At 60.0% G+C, this 16,396-nt stretch carries 17 protein-coding genes and 4 pseudogenes; 5 read left to right on the top strand and 16 right to left on the bottom strand.

The window, feature by feature from the left end; genetic code table 11:
• A pseudogene (locus FDW88_RS00010) lies at positions 1 to 154 on the top strand (IS5/IS1182 family transposase); the annotation flags it as partial.
• 224 nt (positions 155 to 378) lie between these two features.
• Here FDW88_RS00010 and FDW88_RS00015 read toward each other — a convergent pair.
• The 15 genes from FDW88_RS00015 to FDW88_RS00080 all read right to left on the bottom strand — a co-directional run bounded on the left by FDW88_RS00015 (position 379) and on the right by FDW88_RS00080 (position 14,006).
• Positions 379 to 1,524, bottom strand: a complete 1,146-nt coding sequence (locus FDW88_RS00015; protein WP_137361780.1) for a S1C family serine protease — start codon at positions 1,522 to 1,524, stop codon at positions 379 to 381.
• A gap of 24 nt (positions 1,525 to 1,548) precedes the next feature.
• A complete protein-coding gene (locus FDW88_RS00020; protein ID WP_016154555.1) occupies positions 1,549 to 2,514 on the bottom strand; it encodes a zinc metalloprotease HtpX in 966 nt (321 codons plus the stop codon).
• Positions 2,492 to 2,989, bottom strand: coding sequence for a heat resistance protein PsiE-GI (gene psiE-GI, locus FDW88_RS00025; RefSeq protein WP_016154556.1), 498 nt, complete (start codon positions 2,987 to 2,989; stop codon positions 2,492 to 2,494). The genes FDW88_RS00020 and psiE-GI overlap by 23 nt, the downstream gene beginning before the upstream one ends.
• On the bottom strand, positions 2,986 to 4,701 hold the full coding sequence (kefB-GI, locus tag FDW88_RS00030) for a heat resistance system K+/H+ antiporter KefB-GI (protein WP_019077719.1): 1,716 nt from the start codon (positions 4,699 to 4,701) through the stop codon (positions 2,986 to 2,988). Before kefB-GI ends, psiE-GI begins: the two co-directional genes overlap by 4 nt.
• A 3-nt stretch (positions 4,702 to 4,704) precedes the next feature.
• A complete protein-coding gene (trx-GI, locus tag FDW88_RS00035) occupies positions 4,705 to 5,145 on the bottom strand; it encodes a heat resistance system thioredoxin Trx-GI (protein WP_000786816.1) in 441 nt (146 codons plus the stop codon).
• Positions 5,135 to 6,280, bottom strand: coding sequence for a hypothetical protein (locus tag FDW88_RS00040; protein ID WP_019077720.1), 1,146 nt, complete (start codon positions 6,278 to 6,280; stop codon positions 5,135 to 5,137). The genes trx-GI and FDW88_RS00040 overlap by 11 nt, the downstream gene beginning before the upstream one ends.
• 79 nt (positions 6,281 to 6,359) lie before the next feature.
• On the bottom strand, positions 6,360 to 6,971 hold the full coding sequence (hdeD-GI, locus tag FDW88_RS00045) for a heat resistance membrane protein HdeD-GI (RefSeq protein ID WP_001090779.1): 612 nt from the start codon (positions 6,969 to 6,971) through the stop codon (positions 6,360 to 6,362).
• 89 nt (positions 6,972 to 7,060) lie between these two features.
• Positions 7,061 to 7,948 carry a heat resistance protein YfdX2 gene (yfdX2, locus tag FDW88_RS00050; RefSeq protein WP_016154558.1) on the bottom strand — a complete coding sequence of 296 codons (888 nt, stop codon included), beginning with the start codon at positions 7,946 to 7,948 and terminating at the stop codon, positions 7,061 to 7,063.
• 102 nt (positions 7,949 to 8,050) lie between these two features.
• Complete coding sequence (yfdX1, locus tag FDW88_RS00055; RefSeq protein ID WP_016154559.1) at positions 8,051 to 8,965, bottom strand: heat resistance protein YfdX1; 915 nt, start codon at positions 8,963 to 8,965, stop codon at positions 8,051 to 8,053.
• 22 nt (positions 8,966 to 8,987) lie between these two features.
• Positions 8,988 to 9,446 carry a small heat shock protein sHSP20-GI gene (gene hsp20-GI, locus FDW88_RS00060; RefSeq protein ID WP_001275372.1) on the bottom strand — a complete coding sequence of 153 codons (459 nt, stop codon included), beginning with the start codon at positions 9,444 to 9,446 and terminating at the stop codon, positions 8,988 to 8,990.
• An 87-nt stretch (positions 9,447 to 9,533) separates the two neighbouring features.
• Complete coding sequence (locus tag FDW88_RS22380) at positions 9,534 to 9,674, bottom strand: hypothetical protein (RefSeq protein ID WP_016154560.1); 141 nt, start codon at positions 9,672 to 9,674, stop codon at positions 9,534 to 9,536.
• Positions 9,674 to 12,523, bottom strand: a complete 2,850-nt coding sequence (gene clpK, locus FDW88_RS00065; RefSeq protein WP_049043027.1) for a heat shock survival AAA family ATPase ClpK — start codon at positions 12,521 to 12,523, stop codon at positions 9,674 to 9,676. Before clpK ends, FDW88_RS22380 begins: the two co-directional genes overlap by 1 nt.
• A 105-nt stretch (positions 12,524 to 12,628) precedes the next feature.
• Positions 12,629 to 13,198, bottom strand: coding sequence for a small heat shock protein sHSP20 (gene hsp20 / locus FDW88_RS00070; RefSeq protein WP_000350437.1), 570 nt, complete (start codon positions 13,196 to 13,198; stop codon positions 12,629 to 12,631).
• Positions 13,199 to 13,232: 34 nt separating this feature from the next.
• Entirely contained in the window at positions 13,233 to 13,514 is a 282-nt protein-coding gene (locus FDW88_RS00075) for a helix-turn-helix domain-containing protein (protein ID WP_000643630.1), read from the bottom strand.
• A gap of 228 nt (positions 13,515 to 13,742) precedes the next feature.
• Positions 13,743 to 14,006 (bottom strand): hypothetical protein, encoded by a 264-nt coding sequence (locus FDW88_RS00080; RefSeq protein WP_001295708.1) that lies wholly within the window; start codon positions 14,004 to 14,006, stop codon positions 13,743 to 13,745.
• 14 nt (positions 14,007 to 14,020) lie between these two features.
• On the opposite strand from FDW88_RS00080, the gene FDW88_RS00085 reads away from it, so the two are divergent.
• The 4 genes and pseudogenes from FDW88_RS00085 to FDW88_RS22780 all read left to right on the top strand — a co-directional run.
• The gene (locus FDW88_RS00085) at positions 14,021 to 14,284 is read left to right on the top strand and encodes a transposase (RefSeq protein WP_001247776.1); all 264 of its coding nucleotides are present in this window, start codon (positions 14,021 to 14,023) and stop codon (positions 14,282 to 14,284) included.
• Positions 14,229 to 14,393: pseudogene (locus FDW88_RS00090) on the top strand (transposase domain-containing protein); the annotation flags it as partial. The gene FDW88_RS00085 and the pseudogene FDW88_RS00090, both read left to right, overlap by 56 nt.
• Before the next feature lie 217 nt (positions 14,394 to 14,610).
• On the top strand, positions 14,611 to 15,819 hold the full coding sequence (locus FDW88_RS00100; RefSeq protein WP_137361781.1) for an IS256 family transposase: 1,209 nt from the start codon (positions 14,611 to 14,613) through the stop codon (positions 15,817 to 15,819).
• Between the two features lie 96 nt (positions 15,820 to 15,915).
• A pseudogene (locus tag FDW88_RS22780) lies at positions 15,916 to 16,143 on the top strand (hypothetical protein); the annotation flags it as partial.
• Positions 16,144 to 16,182: 39 nt separating this feature from the next.
• Here the strand turns inward: FDW88_RS22780 and FDW88_RS00110 are convergent.
• A pseudogene (locus FDW88_RS00110) lies at positions 16,183 to 16,396 on the bottom strand (EAL domain-containing protein); the annotation flags it as partial.

Genomic DNA, 16,396 nt, shown 5'->3' on the forward strand with positions numbered 1-16,396 from the left:
GTTTCGCGTGATCAAGCGGCAGTTCGGCTACACCAAGGTACGTTTCCGAGGGCTGGTGAGGAACACTGCACAACTGGTGACGCTGTTTGCCCTGTCGAACCTATGGATGGCCCGCCGACATTTGCTGGCAAGCGCAGGAGAGGTGCGCCTGTAATGCGGAAAATGGCCGTCGCAAGGTGCTCGCGACGGCTGAAAGCACCGAAATGAGCGGGTGATCCGATCGTTTTTGATCGGTTCACCGCTTTCAAAATCAGCAGTGGCTGAAGTCAGCCGGAAATACAGGGCTACTTCAGACCATCCCTAGCTAGGGCTCGTAGTTCGGCGCAAGGCTGAAGTCGCTTGGCTGCTTCGCTGTGCAGATCCATGACCCACTTTCCATCAAACTCCCGGTTGTAGTTCCACAAGCATCTCGCGAGTCTTGCCGGCCCGCTCCACTAACAAGACCACAACATCTCCAACGTTCTTGTCGTCTAGCCGGGCCTGTAATGTGGTGACGTCGTCGACGGCGATACCGTCGATGCTGATAACGCGATCGCCGGGCACGATGCCGCCTGCGGTGACCTCGACGCCGACGAGCCCGGCCCTGTGCGCCGCCGAGCCCGGCGTCACGCGCAATACGAATACGCCCTTACTGCCGGTCAGCGCCTGCAGACGCGCGTTGATCTGCTCATCCACCTCGATGCCCAGTGCCGGACGGATGTACTTGCCGGTCTTTATGAGTTGCGGCACCACGCGCATGACGGTATCGACCGGCACCGCAAAGCCTATGCCGGCCGAGGCGCCAGACGGACTGTAGATGGCGGTATTGATTCCGATCAGCCGCCCAGCCGAATCGAGCAGCGGGCCACCGGAATTGCCGGGGTTGATGGCGGCGTCGGTCTGGATCAGGTGATCGATGGCCGGGCCGCCCGCTTCTCCCGGCAACGAGCGGTCGAGCGCGGAGACGATACCAGTGGTGAGCGTCCAGTCCAGGCCGAAGGGGTTGCCGATAGCGAACACCTTCTGACCCACCTTGAGGTCGGCACTGGTGCCGACCGGCACGGCCGGCGGGCGCTTGAAACCGACGCCGATCTTGAGCACGGCGATGTCGTGCGCGGGGCTCGTCCCCACCAGCGCGGCCTGGTAGTCGCGGCCGTCGGCCAGTTTGACGGTGGCTTCGGACGCGCCCTGGATGACGTGGAAGTTGGTGACGACGTGGCCGGCGTCGTCCCAGATGAAGCCCGAGCCAGTGCCGCGCGGCACGGAGAACACGTTGCGCGTCCAGACATCGCGTACTAATTGCGCGGTGGTGATGTAGACCACCGAGGCGCGCGATTTTTCGAACAGTTCGATGGTGGTTTTCTCGTCCGCCGCCAGATCGCCACGCGCCATCACGGTGCGTTCTGCTGCCTCGCGCGGACTGAACCATGCCTCGATGGCGGGCAGAAACTGCCACAGCAGCATGAGCGCGGCAATGCAGGCGGTGATGAAGAGCCCGCGCCGGACGAAGCGCGCGGGGCGTTGGTACGGGTCGAGATAGGCCATGAGACGTCTCCTGTTGATGGGCAATCAGCGCCACAGCCCGCTCGGGCGCCAGCGCGGTGGGCGCGTCGCCAAAGCAGATTCCGGCAAAAAATGGGGCGCGCGGAGTGGCAACGCTGATGCTGGCCCAGGCGCCAACGTCAGCAGGCGTGCGATGCGCTCTTGCGTTGCCGGACGCGTGCGCAAGCAGGAGGGCTCGGGATTGCCCCATCCCGACCATGGCCAGGCACGCCAGGAGCGGCTGACCCGCTCGATTTTCGCCAGCGCGGACGCCAGCCCCTGCGGGTCGCCAGTCAGTTCCGCCGCAAGGCGGTCAGCGTCGAACTCACGCACGCGAGACAAGCCGAGCTGTGCGAGCAGGGCCAGCTGGGGCGATGCGGCCAATAACAATAGACCAGGCCAATAGACCTCCGCCGCGCCAACCAGCTGCGCGGGCAGGCTGAGCAGGATCGCGATCTGTCCCATAAGGGCCAGTAGGCTCGTGAGGCGACTGTCGGAATCCGCCAGCCCCATGACACGCAGATCCTCATTAGCGATGTGCGCGACCTCGTGCACGAGCACACCCGCCAGCTCGCGTGGGCTCAGGCTGCGCAGCAGGCCATCGGTGAGGGCGATCGATGCCTCCTGCTTCGAGCCGGTGGCGAAGGCGTTGACGACGGCACTGGGCACATAGTGCGGCACCGGCGTGGCGGGCAAACCGGCACGGGCGGGCAGCTCGCGCAATAGGGCCCACATCTTGTGGGCTTCTTGCGGGTGCAAGGCCCGTACGCGGTACAGGCGCAAGCTCAGCGCCGACGCGGCTACCGGTTCCAGCAGCAACGCACCTGCAATGGCAAACAGCGCGAGCCACAGGCAGCCTTCCCCAAACGGCAGTCTCCCTGCTGCGGCTGCGATCCCGACCAGGGTCAGGACCAACAGCCCGGTCTGCAGGCGGTTGAGCCAGCGGTGTTGCAAGAGCGCCGTGCGCGGATCACTGGGATGATGACGGGTCATGCTCAGAGGTCTCGGCGGCGCGGTCGCCGCGCTTGCGCAGCAGCCAGTAGGTCGCACCTAGAGCCAGCGTGGCGCTTGCCAGCGCGGCTATCTTTGCGGGGCTCGCGTCGGAGTCGAGGATCACGAACTTGCGGGAGAGTGCGATCAGCGCGATCAGGACCACCGTCTTGACCTGGATGATGCTGTCCCGACGCAGCGCCACGCGCACGATGGAATGCTTGAACTCCATCGCGATCAAGAGCGTCATGATCATGCCGAACACGCTCTGGAATACCTCGTGGTCCAGGGGATTGAAGGCATCTAGAACCAGCAGCGTGAAGACGATGGAGATGAGCTGGAACAGCGACACCACGATGATGACGGCGATCACCGCCGACAGCACGAGCGCGACGACCTGCTCGAAGCGCTCGTAAAAACTCATGATGGCCAATTGGTCACGTAAGACCTGAAATGGGTTAAGGCGTGTTGATTTCATGACGATGAACTCCCTGGAAAACGGCTGCTGTCGAGACGGCGGCGCATTGCGCTGATGTGTCCTTCAATCAGCTCGGTCGACATGCCAAGCGTCGACATCACCTGTTCCGCCAGCCCAATAGCTGCGGCAAAGGATTGCTGATACACGCGCACGTTGGGCATGGCGCGAAATGCATCGGCCGCGGTCGTACTTCTGCATGACACCCACAAGGTCAGCGCCGGACGGCGCTCGGCAATCGCCTGGGCGATGCGCAACGCTTGCTGGGCATGGGCGAACGTCAGCACCACCAAGTGCGCATGCGTCAAGCCGGCAGCCAGCAAGGTATCGGGCCGACTGGCATCGGCATGGAACACCGGCGCGCCGGCGGCACGCGCGGCCTCGACCTTCTGCGCGTCCGCCTCCAGCAGCAGATGCGCCACGCCGGCGTGGCGAAGAATCTCGCTGACTGTCAGGCCAAGCTCGCCCGCGCCGCAAATGATGACATGGTCTCGATATCGCGTCGTCTGCGCGGCGATCTCGACTTCTTCAGCCTGGGGTGGCTGAATGACGCCGCCGGTGCGGCTCAAGAACCGGGCAAGTACATCGTGATGGCGGATCAGTAGCGGTGCCAGGGCCATGCTGAGCACCAGCGCGACCAGCATGGGTTGGACGACGGTCGCGGGGATCAGATGCTGCTGCAAGACCGTGCCCAACAACAGCAGGGCGAACTCGCCGCCGTGCCCCAACGCTATGCCCGTGCGCCAGGCATCGAGGGCGGACAGGCGCGTCGCCCGCAAGGCCAGCGTATTGAGCAGGATCTTGACCGGTACCAGCACCACCAGCCACGCCAGCACCGCCAGCGGTGCCGAAAGAATCTGTGCTGCGTCCAGTTGCAGGCCGATGGTCACGAAGAACACGCCCGACAACACATCGCGAAACGGCCTGAGGTGGCTTTCCATGTGGTGCCGGAAGTCGCTCTCGCCCAGCACCATCCCGGCGAGGAAGGCCCCCAGGGCGGCAGATACGCCGACCGCGTGCGCAGCGGCGGCGGCGGCCACCACCACGCACAAGGAGACGAGCACGAACGATTCCTCGTGGCCCCGCCGCGCCACCCAGCCCAGCAGGCCATGCAACAGACGGCGCGAGGCGAGGGCCGCTGCCGCGAACAGCAGCAGCACACCGAATACTTCGAGCAGCACATGCTCGATCTTCGGCGACTCGCCGCGCGCCCAGATCGCCAGCAAGGCCAGCAGGGGCACGCTGGCCAGGTCCTGAAAGACCAGCACGGCGATGGCACTGCGTCCGTGGCGGGTGGTGAGCTCGCCTTGGTCGGCCAGTTGTCGGCTGACCAGCGCCGTGGACGACATGGCCGCCGCAGTGCCGAGCAGCGCGGCGCTCTGGCCGGGCTGCCCCAGCCACATCAATAGCAGGATCAGCGGCGGGGCCACGGCGATCATCTGCAGAGCGCCCGCCATCAGCACCGTCCTGCGGGCGAGCCAGAAGTCTCCGAGGGAGAATTCCAGTCCGACCATGAACAACAGCAGCGCCACGCCCAGCTCGGACAGAAAGCTCAGCGTCTCCCCCGGCGCGATCACGCCGATGACTGAGGGGCCCAGTACAACGCCGACAGAGAGATACCCCAGCAAGGCGGGCACTCTGAACGCCGCCGTCGCCATCGCCGCCAGGCTGCAAGCCGCCAGTAGGATTAGTGTAGTGCCGAGCAAGCCCTGCATCGGTCAGCGTCCCACTTGCGTCGACGTCCAGCGCACGATGTCCTGCGCGCCCATCACGCCGGCCTGACGGGCGATCTCCCGCCCACCCTGGAACAGGGCGAGCGTCGGGATGCTGCGGATACCGAACTGCGTGGCCAGGTGGGGCTCAGCCTCGGTATTCACCTTCGCCAGCCGGATCCTCGGTTCGAGCTGGTGCGCCGCTTGCTGGAACTGTGGCGCCATCATCTTGCACGGCCCGCACCATGGCGCCCAGAAATCGACCAGCAGCGGCAGATCGCTGCGCTCCACGTGGCGCGAGAACGTCGCCGTGGTCAACTCGATGGGCTCGCCCGTGAACAAGGGCTGCTGGCAGCGGCCACAGTTGGGATGTTCCGATAGCTTCGCAGTCGGTACGCGGTTGATGGACTGGCAATGCGGGCAGACAAGGTGAAGATCATTCTTCATGGTTCGCCTCCTTGGACCACAGTGAGGCTGCCTCGTTTCGGGTCACAGACAATGCCGACCAATCAACGCTTTGGAGCCAATCGTTCCCGTTTTTGCTTACTCCGGCCTCTTCCAGATGAGCAGCGATGAATGCTTCGGCCTGCATGAGCCACCTTCGGACAGCATCTTCCTTACTAGGAATCAGCAGGATTTCAGAGACGCTGCTGGCATTCAGCCCGTCCACACGGATAAGCAGAAAAATGCGCCGCCACAAACGCGGCATGTCCTTCAGCAGGTCAAATGCAAAAGCGAACTCGCTCGACCGATCAATCAGCTCCTCCTGTTCCGCGATCGTTGCGACATCGGGATGCTGACTGCCAGCGAAAATATCGGCCAGCTTGAGTGTGTCATCGTGCTGATAAAATTCGAAGATTTCCTCTTCCACCATGGCCTCGGCCACGTCTTGGGCATCCGGTTCGACCGGCGCGTCCAGAGAAACGGATTCGCCAAATTGCCGGCTGCTTGCCACTTCGTTATCCAGGACGGCGAACAGATGCTTCAAAAGACCGGTGTAAGCCTCTTTTTCCCCCGGCACGGATTGCCATTCCACCTTAGCTCGGACAATCGCTTCATCCACCACGTCGCGCAGCGTCGGATAATCGCGCGGTAAATCGCCGACGGCCCGCAGATAAGCCAGCTCACGCCTTGCGACAGCCTCAAGTTTCGACAGTAGAGGCATTCGGGGCACCTCGGCCTCATGGGCGGCTGATGCGGGTTTTGCGGCAATCTGCACCTTGAGCTCGCGCAAGCGCTCGCGTCGTGCTTTGCGCTTGATTTGATCCTGAGCATGCAGTCGGTCAAAATGCTTCTTGGCCTGACGGAACAACGACTGTGCGAGCATCTGCGCGAGGGGCGTCAGCTCGTTATGTGATGCAGTAACGCTGACAATCTTTTTGCCGGGCAGGTGCATATAGCCACTGGCCAGAAATTGCCGCTTGATCTTATCGCGATCAAGGACGATTTGAAGTCGCGCTGAATCTTTAGTGTGTTTGTCGAGCAATGGCTTGAGGGCGTGCTCGATCACATTTCCCAAAGCTCTCTGCCAAGGTTCATGAAACTCTTTGTCGATAGCTCGATAGCTATATTGTATCTGCATGTATGACTCCTTCGATGTCATTTCTATGGAGGCATGAATCGAGGATGCTCATATCCATAGATTTTGGTTTGGCACGCTCTTACCCCAGGCGCGTTTTGCGAAGACTCCAACTCAAGAACAAAAGCGTGACGCCATAGACTGCCGCATGGAAACCCAACAGCCAGCCTGCGGCCACGAATGACTCGACCGGACGGGTAAAAAATATCCACAAGACGATAGCACCAAGGATAATCGAGAGCAGTCCACTGAGGGCAAGCCAGATTTCACCCTTGATTTCCCGACGCAGCCGAACGGCGGCGGATATCTCCAGCACACCGGTGAAAATCGCCCAGAAGCCCACGCTAGCCCATAAAAAAGAAGCCAAGACTATCGTGGCGACCCAAGGAGCAACCAGGACGACGACGCCCGTAAGTATGCCGACAATGCCGCTGAACAGCAGCCAGCCCCAGCGCTCTTTTTTCTGGATATGGCGCACCGCTGCAAACAAGTTGAACGCGCCATTGACCAAGGAAAATGCGCCGAACATGATGGTCATGGCCAACAGAGCCGATTGTGGCATCCAGAATGCGAGGGCTGCAAAAATCAATGCCAAGACACCGCGCAGCACAAAAAGCCACCAATTTTGGCTCAGCGAACACAGTGCTTTGGTGGGGTCATCCGCATTGGAATTGGCGATGGTGTCTGTGTTCATGCAATATCTCCTAAAGATCTATACAAAATAAAAAATCAAACACTCATGGGACAAGAGAGGGGGCGCTATGCGCCCCCTCTCCAGCGGTTTCAGAACAACTTGGACAGTTTTGCCTTGACTTCATCGAGCCAGCCTTTTCCGCAGCCTCCCCCTCCCGTCTTTTCCTTGATTTTCTTGAGTTCAGCGTACAGGGGCTCAAAGTCCTTCCTTTTTCCATAGCCCAGCAGTTCTGCCATTTCCAACTGCTGCCGGGCTTCGTTCAACAATGTCTCCAGGCGCTCATTGGATGCTTCGCTGCGCTGACCATCTTCTACCAGGGGCTCGGCGCGCTTCAGGAGCAGCTTCGCACGCAGGACGGGCAGCGGAAGCACGCTGCGCTCCTCGACCAGCGTGCTGAGCGCTGACTGCAGCGCGGCTTTGGCTTCTTCGATCTTGCCCTGATCGATCAGCGGCACGACTGCCTTCACGGCTGCGGGATAGGACGCCAAAGGGATGTTGGTGACCGTGATCACGATTTCACTGGCCAGCAAAGCCAGCACGTGGCGAGCCTGTTGCACCTCGCCATGTTTGAGGGCATCCAGCGCCTCGTCGGTCATCGCCTCAATGGTTTCCGTGTTGGCGAACAAGTCGTGCACGATGGTGCGCACATCAACGCCGGCCAGGGCGAGCGTGGGTTCGCGCGCGACGATCAGCTCCAGCTTTCCCGTCACTTCGGCCAGCGTTGCCAATGCGCGTGCAGTGTCCTTGCCGTCAAGTGCGGCCAGCGCTGATTTGGTCAGCGACAAGGCCGAGACTGCCTCATCGAGGACTTGTTTACGTTTGTCTGCCGCCTGTGAGTCCGTTTCTTTCTGAACCTCAGGCTGTACCTCCGTGACGACTTCAGGCTTGGACTCTGGACTGACAGGAAGGCTGCTTACCGCGGCCTGTTCGTTTATTCCTTCGTTCGTCGCATTGGGATTCGGTGTTTGCTCATTCATGGTGATATGCCTCGTATGAGATAGTGAAAATAGGCGAATCTATTGGGGCTGAATGCGAACATCGCGAGACTGACCGGCAGAGCAGTCAGCCCCTTCATCACCTCAAAACAGCTTTTGGATGCGCGTCTTCAACTCGTCGAACCATCCCTTGCCGCTTTTGCCACCAGCCGACTTTTGCTCAATGGACTTCACCTGATCGAAGATGGGTTTGAAGTCCGCCTTCTTGCCATAACCCAGGATCTGCGCCATCTCGATCTCCGTGCGCACGGACGACAGCAAGGTGCTGAGCTCCTCGTTCTGCTTGGCATCGCGCCTGTCGGTCTCGGCCAGCTTTTCAGCTTTTGCCATCGCGGCTTCGGCCCGTAGCACGGGCAGAGGAAAGGCGACCGAGGTCACCACCAGCGTGTTCAGTGCTCGGACGAGTTCCGCTTTGGCGTTGTCGATCTCGCCGCTGTCGATGAGCCGTGCGGCCGACTTGATCGCTGCCGGGTACGTTGCCATCGGAAGGTTGTCGGTTTGGATTACGATTTCGCTGGCCAGATTGGCAACGATGGGCCGGGCCTTTTGCACCTCGCCATCACCCAACAACTCCCGAGACAACTTGACCGCTTTCTTTACCGATTCCACGTTGGCGTGGATATCGTGGGTGATGACGCGTACATCGACCGGCGCTAAAGCAAGTTTGGCGTCGCGTGCCAATACCAGTTCCAGCTTTCCGCTGGCCAGTTCCAGCGCAGCAAGCGCCTCCTTGGTCTTCTTTGCATCAAGGAGGGTCAAAGCCTCCTGGGTCTTGGTGAGCGCCGTGATGGCGTCTTGAGTGAGCTCGGCACGCTTTTTATCGGCTTCCCGGGCGGCCTTGTCATCTACCTGTGGCTGTGCCGCCTTGGATGCGGCAGAGGGTGCTGCAGCACCTGGGCTAGAACCTGCCGCCGATTGGGCCAGAGCCGGTCCGCTCAGTCCGACGACGACCGCCAGGGCAAGTGCGGAGAAGGTGTATTGTGGCTGTTTGATATTCATGATCTTGGGCTCTTGGTTGAAGTTAGTTGACTGAGATTTCAATCTGTTTCGGTTTGGCTTGCTCGGCCTTGACAAGCCGCACTTCCAGCACGCCGTCTTTCATGGAAGCCGTCACCTTGGTCGGATCAACGTTGTCAGGCAAGACAAAGCTGCGCACAAAGCGGCCATACGCACGTTCGATGCGGTGGAACTTCTTGCCCTGCTCCTCTTTTTCCAGTTTGCGCTCGCCGCTGATGGTGAGCACACCGTTTTCCGCGCTGACGCGCACGGCATCCTTGGGGACCTCCGGCAGATCCAGCTTGAGGAGGAATGCGTTCTCATCCTCGCTGATGTCCGCCATTGGTGCCCAGTCCGCCGTGGTCATGGCTTCGTTGCCGGTACGGGCGCCCTGTCGCTGGGGTATTCGTCCGAACATCGTCGCCAGGCGGTTTTGCAATTCATCCAGTTCCCGGAAGGGGTCCCACGGAGTCAATGCAGACATATCGGTTCTCCTTGAACAATGCCGACGAATTGGATGACGCACTGAACAGAGCCGTCGGTTTACTCTGAATGGCACCTACTACTGTTTTCAGTTCCGAACAAGTCCTTGAGTCAATTGACGGATATCGCTTTCGTCGAGCGTTTCCCGCGCCAGCAGCTCGCGCGCACAGCGCTCCAGCACCGCGCGGTTGATGTCGAGAATCCGGTAGGCGTGCTCGAACACGCCCATCACGATGCGTCGCTCGCCGACTTCTTCTTGCGCGAGCCTTTGCCAGCGTCGCCGTGCGGCGTCTCGGTCGCCTTCGCGACATCCGGCTGCTCCGGCTCGGCCGGGGTCTGCGGTAGCTCTTTGCGTTCGAACACCACGCGTTCGGCCTTGTCGTCCCAGCGTGCGCTGGCGTGATCGCCCTTGCCGATGCTGCCACCGAGCATCTCGCGCGCCAGCGCAGTTTCCAGCTCGCTGCGGATCAGGCGCTTGAGTTCACGCGCACCGAACTCGGGTTTGTAGCCTTCTTCCGCGAAATGGTCGATCAGCGTCTGATCGAAAGTGAGCGTCACGCCCTGGCTGGCGGCGCTGCGCGCCACGCGATCGAGCTGCAGGCCGACGATGTGGCGGATCTCCTCCTTGCCCAGCGCATGGAAGACGATGATCTCGTCGATGCGGTTGAGGAACTCGGGCCGGAAGTGGCCGCGCAGCACGTCCATGACCTCGGTCTTGGTCTTTTCGTACTCCTCGTCGGCCGCCCCACGCGCCTTCAGCCGTCGCTGGATGATGTCCGAACCCAGGTTGGACGTGGCGATGATGATGGTGTTGGTGAAATCCACCACCCGGCCCTTGCCGTCGGTGAGGCGACCGTCGTCGAACACTTGCAGCAGGATGTTGTAGACGTCAGGGTGTGCCTTCTCGATCTCGTCGAGCAGCAGCACGCTGTAGGGCTTGCGCCGCACCTTCTCGGTGAGCTGACCGCCTTCGTCGTAACCGACATAGCCCGGAGGCGCGCCCACCAGCCGCGCCACGGTATGGCGTTCGCCATATTCCGACATGTCGATGCGCAACAGGGCGTGCTCATCGCCGTAGATCGATTCGGCCAATGCCTTGGCGAGCTCGGTCTTGCCCACCCCGGTCGGGCCCAGAAACAGGAAGGTAGCCACCGGTTTGCTGCCTTCGCGCAGGCCGGCGCGGGACAGCCGCACGGCATCGGCCACGGCACGGACCGCCTCGTCTTGTCCCACCAGGCGCTCGTGCAGCCGTTGTTCCAAGTGCAGCAGCTTTTCGCGCTCTTCCACCGTCAACTCGTTGACCGGGATGCCGGTCAGGCGCGAGACGATCTGCGCCACGTGTTCCGCCTTGACCTCTGCACTGCCGGAGGCCCGCTCCCGCTCCCAGTTCTCGACGAGCTTCTTGAGCTCGGCCTCCTTGGCTTCGATGCGCTTGCCGAGCTCGGCGGCCTGGTCGTACTGCTTGCGCGCGGCCACGTAATCCTGTTCACGCCGCAGCTGGTGCAGTTCGGACTCCAGCTCCTGCACGGCCACCGGCCGGGCCGTGGCCGACAGCTTCACGCGCGCGGCCGCCTGGTCGAGCAGGTCGATCGCCTTGTCCGGCAGGAAGCGCGCCGTGATGTAGCGGTCGGACAACTCGGCCGCCGCGATGATCGCGTCCTCGGAGATGCTGACCTTGTGGTGCGCCTCGAAGGTGTCGCGCAGGCCGCGCAGAATCATGATGGTCTGGGCCACCGTCGGCTCGGGCACCGTCACCGGCTGGAAGCGCCGCTCCAGTGCGGCATCCTTCTCGATGTATTTCTGGTACTCGTTCAGCGTCGTGGCGCCGATCAGGTTGAGTTCACCGCGCGCCATCATCGGTTTGAATACGTTGGCCACGTCCAGCCCGCCTTCGCCACCGCCCTGGCCGGCACCGACGATGGTGTGCACCTCGTCGATGAACAAAATCAGCTCGCCCTGGTGCTCGGTCACCTCCTTCAGCACCTTCTGCACGCGCTCCTCGAACTCGCCGCGATATTTGGCGCCGGCCACCATGGCGTTGATGTTGAGTTCCACCAGGCGCTTGTCGCGCAAGGTCTCGGGCACTTCACCCGCCACCATGCGCTGCGCCAGCCCTTCGACGATGGCGGTCTTGCCCACACCCGGCTCGCCGATCAGCACCGGGTTGTTCTTCTTGCGCCGGGCCAGCACCTCGATGGTGGTTTCGATCTCCTGCGCGCGGCCGATCACCGGGTCGAGCTTGCCGTCGCGCGCCATCTTGGTCAGGTCGCGCGAGTACTTGTCGAGTTCTGGCGTGTTGGTCGGCGTCTCAGCGCGTCCATCCTCGGCGCCCTTGCCGACCACCTTGCTGACCTGTTGGCGCAGCGCCTGCGGCGTCAGGCCGTAGCGGCGCAGCAGGTTGGCGGCCAGCCCTTCGCCTTCCTCGGCCAGACCAATCAGGAAATGCTCTGGACCGACATAAGAATGGCCGAGTTCATTGGAGGCCACGAAGGCGCGGCTGAGCGCATCCTTCACGCGCGGCGACACGCCGATCTCGCCCTCGAAGGGCTTGTCCCCGCGCTTGGCCTCAGACTCGATCTGCCGCTTGAGGTCATCGACCTTGATCTTGAACTGACCCAGGATGGTCTTGACCACGTCGCTGTCGGCCAGCGCCAGCAGCAGATGTTCGGTATCCACCTCGGAGCGGCCAAATTCGGCAGCGTGTTTGGCGGCCTCCTGCAACAAGGCTTCCGACTGTTCGCTGATGCGGCTGGCCAGCCCACTGCCGCGACGGCGCGGCGCACCCGAACCTGCGGCGGCGGGCTCGCCAAACGAGGCATCGACCACGTCATCGGTATCGGCGGCAACTGGCGTCGCGTCGTCGCCGATGCGGAAGAAGTCACTGCCGAGGAAGTCCTCGAACAGGCCGCTGCGCGAACCGAACAAGGCTTCCAGCGGCGAAACGGTGCGCTTTTGCTGGCGCACTAATTGCCGGTAATGGTCGTCGCACAACAGCATGGTGCTGTGACGACCGTTGAGATTGGCTTCCACCCGCACGGTGGCGGGTTGGCCGCAGACCTGGCATTGTTTTCTGGCCATGCTGATGCTCCTTAGAAGGTTGAAAAGGTTGAGGCGACGAGGCATCGCGAGCCGCGACACCTCGTCTCGGGACGGGTTTTTCTTGTGACGAACGAGCCGGCGACGTCAGCCGTTGATCGGGATCGAGCGTCCCTGCTTCGGCGCGCTGACCTCGCGCTTGTCGATCGTGACCGTGAGCACCCCGTTCTTGAACGATGCCTTGATCGAATCCTGGTTGGCGTCGTCAGGCAGGTTCAAGGCACGCTGAAAGCTGCCGTAGGAGCGCTCCACACGGTGGAAGCCACCTTCCTTCTTCTCCTGTTCCTGGCGCTTCTCGCCACGCACCATCAGCACGTCGTTGTCGAGGGTGATCTGGATGTCCTTCTCCTCGACACCGGGCACTTCCAGGGCAATCTTGTACTGCTTGTCGGTTTCCTGGATGTCCAGGGCCGGCTTCAGCATGCCCGACCAATCGGATGGCCACTGCGGCATGTTCAACGCCGGAAAACCGAAGCCCCGGAATGCGTCATCGAACAGCCGGTCGATTTCCCGACGCAGTTGCAGGATCGGGCTGACTGGCCCGCTCGCCGCTGGCAGGTCATTGCGCTGCACCGGCAGGGAAGAGGCGGTCTGCTGCTCTTGCTGCTCGTTCTTGAACCAGTTCCAGGGAGCCAACTTCTTGAAATCGATGTCCATGTCATACCTCCAGAAAAATTGGAAAACGAGTTACTCAAGCCCTTTGCCTGCTGCGACGGGCAGTGCGCCCAGGCGACACGGGCTGCTCGGATGACTTCTGCTGTTCACGCTTGCGCATCACCTCCTTCTTTGCTCCGGCTCGGGTCTGATCATTGATGCACTGATCGATTTCACTTTGACGAAGCCGCCACGTCCCGCCCACCTTGAAAGCCGGAATTTCCCCGTGTGCGGCGAGCCGATAAAGCGTCCGCTTGCCGACTTTCAAGTACGCAGCCAATTCATCGAGCGTGAAAATCACCTGTAGGTGCGCTTTCATCTCACCCTCTCCAATCGCGTCGCTTTGCGGTTCCGGCCAAGGAAATCCTTGCAATACTTTGTAATACTAGACCTACTATGAAAAACTTCAGGAGTCAAGAGTCAATGTGCAGCGTTCTCCCGCCCCATTGATGCAGGTCAACTGCTCAGGCAAGGCACAGGGGGGCGGCCTGATCAGGCAATGGACAGCGCCTGGCTCCTCAGCCTGCGTGTGCCACAGGCGCCTCGATCAAACACCGATCCTCACGTTGTAGCCGAGTGCCCGCAGCCCCTTGCTTGTCTGCATGTTCCTTGGCGGAAACTCGTCTGGGCGCGCCCAGACGACGATTTCCCCGAGGCTGCTCAGGCCAACGTGCGGAATTGCCCAGTCGTCGCTGCGGATCGCGTTCCAGAGTCGGGCCGAAACACTTCCGTTGCCCCAGACAACGTAGTTCAACAGTATCCGTCCGGCCAACACACCTTCCCGACACCGCCGCCGAAGGCCATGGCCCATCAAGCGGATTTTCCATGCGCCCTCAGCGCCGTACCTACAGCAAATCTTTCAAGGCCCAGGTCATTCAGGAGTGTTCTGAACCCGGTGCCTCCATCGCAAACATCGCCTTGGGCTACAGCCTCAATGCCAACCTCGTCCACAAATGGATTCGCCTGCTTACCCAGAAAACCACGGCTATCCAGCCAGCGTTCATCCCGTTGCCTTCTCAAATGCTCGGCGCGGGTTCGCATGCTCAAGCGCGCTGCTGCGATCATGAGTTTGATCCAGTCGGCCCGTAATAATGGGCACGATCCGTATGCCTATCTCAAGGATGTGCTGAGACGGTTGCCGACGCAGCGAGCTAGTGAGATTGCAGAGCTGCTGCCGCATAGGTGGCATCCGGCATAGTCGCGCAAGATGGTTTGCCCGCATGCTTACGTTCAACAGCTCAAGCACCGTCCGCCCTTCGCGGGATCGTTGCCGCCAGAGCCACACGCCGAACTTTTCCACCTTGTCGTCGCCGGCCTGCGGTCAGTCAGGCAAGCCCAGGTGCGAGCCTGTACATATATTTGTGTAATTGCCTGATTTTGATATGTTCAATTCAACATCAAATGAAGGTTAAATTATGGACGACAAACAATTGCAGGCTCTGGCTAACGAACTGGCCAAAAATCTCAAAACCCCTGAAGATCTCAGTCAGTTCGATCGCCTGCTCAAGAAAATCAGTGTTGAGGCTGCTCTCAACGCTGAACTGACTCACCATCTGGGACATGATAAAAATCAGCCCAAATCGGGAACCAACTCCCGTAATGGCTATTCCACGAAAACCGTCACCACTACCGACGGGCCGATGGAATTACGTACTCCACGTGATCGTGATGGTTCCTTCGAACCACAACTGGTGAAGAAAAATCAGACCCGCATTACCGGCATGGACAACCAGATCCTGGCGCTGTATGCCAGAGGGATGACTACCCGCGAAATTACCTCAGTCTTCAAAGAAATGTACGATGCAGACGTCTCTCCGGCGCTGATATCGAAAGTCACCGATGCCGCAATCGACCAGGTTGTAGAATGGCAAAACCGTCCTCTGGATGCGATTTATCCCATTGTTTATCTTGAATGTATTGTCCTGAAAGTACGGCAGGACAGCCGGGTTATCAACAGAGCGGTGTTCCTGGCTCTGGGTATTAACCTTGATGGTCAGAAAGAGCTGCCAGGTATGTGGCTGGCCGAAAATGAAGGTGCAAAGTTCTGGCTGAATGTACTGACGGAACTGAAAAATCGCGGGCTGAACGATATCCTTATCGCCTGTGTGGACGGCCTGAAAGGCTTCCCGGAAGCGATTAATGCCGTCTACCCGGAGACGCAGATCCAGTTGTGCATAGTACACATGGCACGCAACAGCCTGCGGTTCTTGGCGTGGAAAGACTATAAAGCGGTAACCCGTTACCTGAAACAGGTTTACCGCGCAGCCACGGAAGAAGGCGCGTTGCAGGCGCTGGATGCGTTCGGGAAGGAATGGGATGCACGGTACCCGCAGATAAGTCGCAGCTGGCGGGCAAACTGGCCGAATGTTGCCACCTTCTTCGTGTATTCGGAGGCGATCCGCAAGGTTATCTACACCACTAACGCAATCGAATCGCTGAATAGCGTCATCAGACATGCGATAAAGAAACGGAAAGTGTTCCCGATAGATGAATCGGTGAAAAAAGTGGTGAGGCTGGCTATCCAGTCAGCCTCACAGAAATGGACGATGCCACTTCAGGACTGGCGGATAGCCATGAGTCGCTTTATTATCGAGTTCGGTGACCGCCTTGACGGTCACTTCTGAGAAAGGCATTTACACAGAATGGTAAACAGGCTCATTCATACAGGGACAGCGGTAGAACAATACAGCCTGAATGGTGATTCTCTGCAAGCGGGAGCGCTTCGTGATTCTGCTACATCATCCCTAACCAGTACCAATAGTGCGCTATCGTACAACCTTTCACCTGTATTCAATCTAAATCTTGAAGCGTCTGTTCCGCTCACTATCGCCAGCGATAGCTCAAGATTGAGTGATTACATTGATTTCCAGGCGAGAGCCTCACAAGCCAGTTTTACACAGTCGCTAACCTTGTCAGCCTTGAGCGGTCAGAGCAGCACAGGCGGGTGATACATCAAAGGGGCGTAAGCCCCTTTGATGGTTTCAACACTAAAGCAATGAATCCACATTTTTAAAAGGGACAGATTTAAAAAGATACCCCTGTAATCCCCAAATCCCCACCTCACGCAGTAACCCCATATGTTCTCTATTCTCAATCCCTTCAATAATAATTTTGTCGCAGTGTTTTTGAATGGAAGCAATCAGCGGGTAGAAGGTTGGATTCTGCACCTGCTCATTAAGGAAGGTGCGAACAAGTTCCTGA

Origin of the sequence: Citrobacter sp. wls829, assembly GCF_005280825.1 — a bacterium.
GTDB classification, from domain to species: Bacteria; Pseudomonadota; Gammaproteobacteria; order Enterobacterales; family Enterobacteriaceae; genus Citrobacter; species Citrobacter gillenii.